The sequence below is a fragment of the Methylibium sp. genome (genome assembly GCF_013817365.1).
In the GTDB taxonomy this organism is placed as follows: Bacteria; Pseudomonadota; Gammaproteobacteria; order Burkholderiales; family Burkholderiaceae_C; genus Methylibium.
This window is the reverse complement of record NZ_JACDCU010000391.1, coordinates 1-3,921: the sequence shown is the minus strand read 5'-3', so window position 1 is coordinate 3,921 and position 3,921 is coordinate 1. Positions and strand designations below refer to the sequence as shown.

General features: G+C 69.8%; 3 protein-coding genes and 1 pseudogene. All 4 read left to right on the top strand.

From position 1 onward, the window contains the following. Window positions 1-825 (top strand): annotated as a pseudogene (locus H0W38_RS18325) (flagellar biosynthesis protein FlhF); the annotation flags it as partial. A 17-nt stretch (window positions 826-842) separates the two neighbouring features. Then, window positions 843-1,850, top strand: coding sequence for a flagellar biosynthesis protein (locus H0W38_RS18320; protein WP_292456778.1), 1,008 nt, complete (start codon window positions 843-845; stop codon window positions 1,848-1,850). Between the two features lie 45 nt (window positions 1,851-1,895). Next, window positions 1,896-2,609, top strand: coding sequence for an RNA polymerase sigma factor FliA (locus H0W38_RS18315; RefSeq protein WP_292456775.1), 714 nt, complete (start codon window positions 1,896-1,898; stop codon window positions 2,607-2,609). 36 nt (window positions 2,610-2,645) lie between these two features. Further along, window positions 2,646-3,921, top strand: a 1,276-nt coding sequence (locus tag H0W38_RS18310) for a methyl-accepting chemotaxis protein (protein WP_292456774.1), incomplete at its 3' end; no start/stop codon positions are given.

Below are 3,921 nucleotides of genomic sequence, written 5' to 3'. Positions count from 1 at the left end.
CTCGACTGCGGCTTCTCGCCCATGCTGATCCGCAAACTCGTGGTCGGCATGAAAGGCGATATCGGCGACGAGCAAGCCTGGGCCGCCGGCGTGCTGGAGCGCAACCTGATCACCGGCGAGGACGAAGCGCCGCTCGAAGACCAGGGCGGCGTCTACGCGCTCATTGGCTCCACGGGCGTGGGCAAGACCACCTCGACCGCCAAGCTCGCCGCCGCCTTCGCCACCAAGCACGGCGCGTCGAACCTCGGCCTGATCACGCTCGACGCCTACCGGCTCGGCGCCCACGAACAACTGCGCGCCTACGGCCGCATCCTCGGCGTGCCGGTGCACACCGCGCACGACCGCACCGCGCTCGAAGACCTGCTCGAGCTTCTGTCGGCCAAGAAGATGGTGCTCATCGACACCGCCGGCGTCGCCCAGCGCGACACCCGCACCCGCGAGCTGCTGGAGATGCTCGGTCACCGCTCCATCCGCAAGCTGCTCGTCGTCAACGCCGCGGTGCAGGGCGAGACCATCGACGACGTGATGATTTCCTACCACGCCGCTGCCTGCAAAGGCATCGTGCTGTCCAAGCTCGACGAGGCCGTCAAGCTCGGGCCGGCGCTGGACGCGCTGATCCGCCACAAGCTCAAGGTGGTGGCCGTGGCGAACGGCCAGCGCGTGCCGGAAGACTGGCACCGCCTGTCTTCGCAGGCGCTGGTGCACCGCGCGCTGCGCGCCGGCGGCAGCCCCGCCTACCGCTTCGATGCCAACGACATGAACCTGGTGTTCGCGGCGCCGCAGCCCGCTGCAGCGCCCCGACGCCCGGCCGCGCCCGGCTTCTGAGCGCAGGGGAGAACCGCATGAGCAGCCGCACCTACCGCCCCGCACTCCCGGCAACCGACAGCTGGTTCAACCAGCTCGACGAGCTGCCATCGCGCCCGCGCAGGGCGCTCGCCGACTATCTGCACGCCGCCGATGCAGGCCTCGATCCGCAGAGCGCGGCCGACACGGCCCTCGACCCCACAGCGGGCCGGCCGATCGACCAGGCGCAGGGCCTGCGGCGCCTCTTCACCGGCCACACACTGCGCTTCGTCGCGGTGGTCTCCAACCCGAACCTCGCCTCCGGCGGCGCGCTGCTCGAGCGGCTGTGCACGGCCTATGCCGAGCTGGGCCTGTCGACCCTGGTGGTGGATGCCGGCGAACGCTCCCGCGCCCCGAGTGAGCTGGCCAGCTTCGATCTCGCCGAGGGCGTGGACGTGCTCAGCCCGCAAGTGCGTTTCCTCGCTGCGCGCGGCCTGGCGCTGCGCTTCGTCGATGCCAGCGGCTCCACCTCGGGCTTCCTGGATGCCGTGGCCGAGGCGGCGCCCGATGTCGACGTCGTGCTGCTGCATGCCAGCGCCGCCGACCTCGCACGCCTGCTGACCCGCCGCGTGCAGGAGATGCAGGCGCATGCCTTGCGCCCCATCGTGCTGTGCGACGAGCACAGCGACAGCATCACCCACGCCTATGGCGCGATCAAGCTGCTGGCATTGCGCAGCGGCCTGATGGCGCACGACCTTCTCATCAGTGCCGAGCCCGGCTCCCCGCGCGCCGCCCTGGTGGCCGAGAGCGTGGCGCGCTGCGCCGATGATTTTCTGGGTGCTGCGCTGCACGACTGGGTCGCCATCGATCCGGTCGAGTCGGCCACCGATGCGCCGAGCCCGGCGCTGCAGCACCTGGTCCGCGAGCAGCTCGCCTGTGCACTGCGGCAGCGCACCGGCGACAGCGGCTTCGGCGCCCTGGGCATCCCGGTCGGCGTGGCCTCGCACGGCTCGGCCTTGCCGGCACTGACCCAACGCCATGGCCCGCGCGCGCAGCGCCGGCCCTGAATCTTCTTTCGCAACACGCCAGATCCCGAAACCGGAGCCCGAGCCATGTACACCGCCACAGGTCGCCTCGAGACCAACGCGATGCTCAAGCAGTACTCCCCGCTGGTGCGGCGGCTCGCGCATCAGATGATCGCCAAGCTACCCGCCAACGTGGAGATCGACGACCTCATTCAAGTCGGCATGATCGGTCTGGCCGACGCCTCCACCCGCTTCGACGCGGCGCAAGGTGTGCAGTTCGAAACCTTCGCCACCCAGCGCATCCGCGGCGCCATGCTCGACGAGCTGCGCGGCGCCGACTGGATGAGCCGCGGCAGCCGCAAGCAGCAGCGCGAGATCGAAGTCGCCGTGCGCAAGCTCGAGCAGGCCCACGGCCGCGCCCCCGCCGAAAGCGACATCGCCCGCGAGATGGGCATCACGCTGCCCGCCTACCAGGAGCTGCTCGGCAAGGTGCGCGGCACGCAACTCGTGTACCTGGAAGACATGAGCGGCGACGACGGCGACCACGATTTCCTGGACCGCCACGTCGCCGACGAGAACGAGAACCCGCTCGGCATGCTGCAGGACCGCCGCATGCGCGAGGCGCTGATCGCGGCGATCAAGCTGCTGCCCGAGCGCGAACAGTTCGTGATGAGCATGTACTACGAACAGGACATGAACCTCAAGGAAATCGCAGCGGTGATCGGCGTGACCGAATCTCGCGTGTGCCAGCTGCACAGCCAGAGCATCGCGCGCCTGCGCGCCCGCTTGCGCGACCACTGACAGACGCCACTGCGAAGACGCCAAGGAGTGCCGCTCATGCTTGCAATGTTCACGAACAGGAAGGCCGCCGATTCCGCCGCGACGGCCCCCGGCGCCGGCGCGTCGCCCACGCCCGATTTGCACGACGCCGTGCTCGCCATCTCGCGCCAGGCCTCGCGGCTCGGGCACGACGCCGCCGAGGTGCGCGGCCTCATCGAAGACACCGCCCGCATCAGCCAGCAACAGGCGAGCGCCGTTCAGGCGCTGGCCGGGCAAGTCACCGAGGTGCAGCGTGCTCAGGGCGGCATCGCGAGCACCACGACCGAGAGCCTGAAAGCGGTGGAGCGTGCGCGCGAAGCCGTGGCGCTGGTGGGCACCGAAGTCGGCGGCATCGTCGAAACCCTGAAGCAGGTGGCCGCGGCGGCAGGGCAGATCACGCAGATCGCATTGCAAACTCGGCTGGTCGCGTTCAACGCCTCGGTCGAAGCCGGCCGTGCCGGCGAGGCGGGCCGCGGCTTCGGCGTGGTGGCCGGCGCGGTGAAGGACTTGTCGGCGCAGGTCGAGGCCTCGTCCAAAGCGATCATGAGCACCGTGGCCGAGCTCAACAGCCGGGTCGGTGCGCTGGCGCTGGAAATCCAGTTGCCGAACGACACCGGCACCGCCGCCACGAATGGCGAGGCGCCGAAAGGCGCGTTTCACCGCGCGCTGGCCGAGGTGCAGGACGGCGTGGGCCGCATCAGCGTGGCGGCCGAGCAGAGCCGCGGCATCTGCGACGGCCTGAGCGGGCAGATGAGCACCATCGAGCGCGAGATGCAGCGCTCGGGCCAGTCGTTGACGAACGCCAACGCGCGCAGCGAGGCTTTCCTGAAGGTCAGCGAAACGCTGATCGAGGTGGTGGCCGGCTGCGGCATCGACACCGACGACACGCCCTACATCCGCGCTGCGCAGGTAGCCGCCTCGCAGATCACCCAACTGCTCGAGGACGCCCTGCGCACGCAAGCGATCAGCGCGGCGGACCTGTTCGACGAGGCCTACCAGCCGCTGCCCGGCACCAATCCCGCACAACACGCGACGCGCTTCGTCGCGCTGGCCGACCGTCTGTTTCCGCAGGTGCAGGAACGCCTGCTCGGCCTGAGCGACAAGGTGGTCTATTGCATCGCGGTGGACCGCAACGGCTACGTGGCCACGCACAACAAGCTGTACTGCCACGCGCAGCGAGCCGGCGACGTGACCTGGAACACCGCGAACAGCCGCTACCGGCGCATCTTCAACGACCGCACCGGCCTGGCCTCGGCGCGCAACACGCGGCCCTTTCTGCTGCAGACCTATCGGC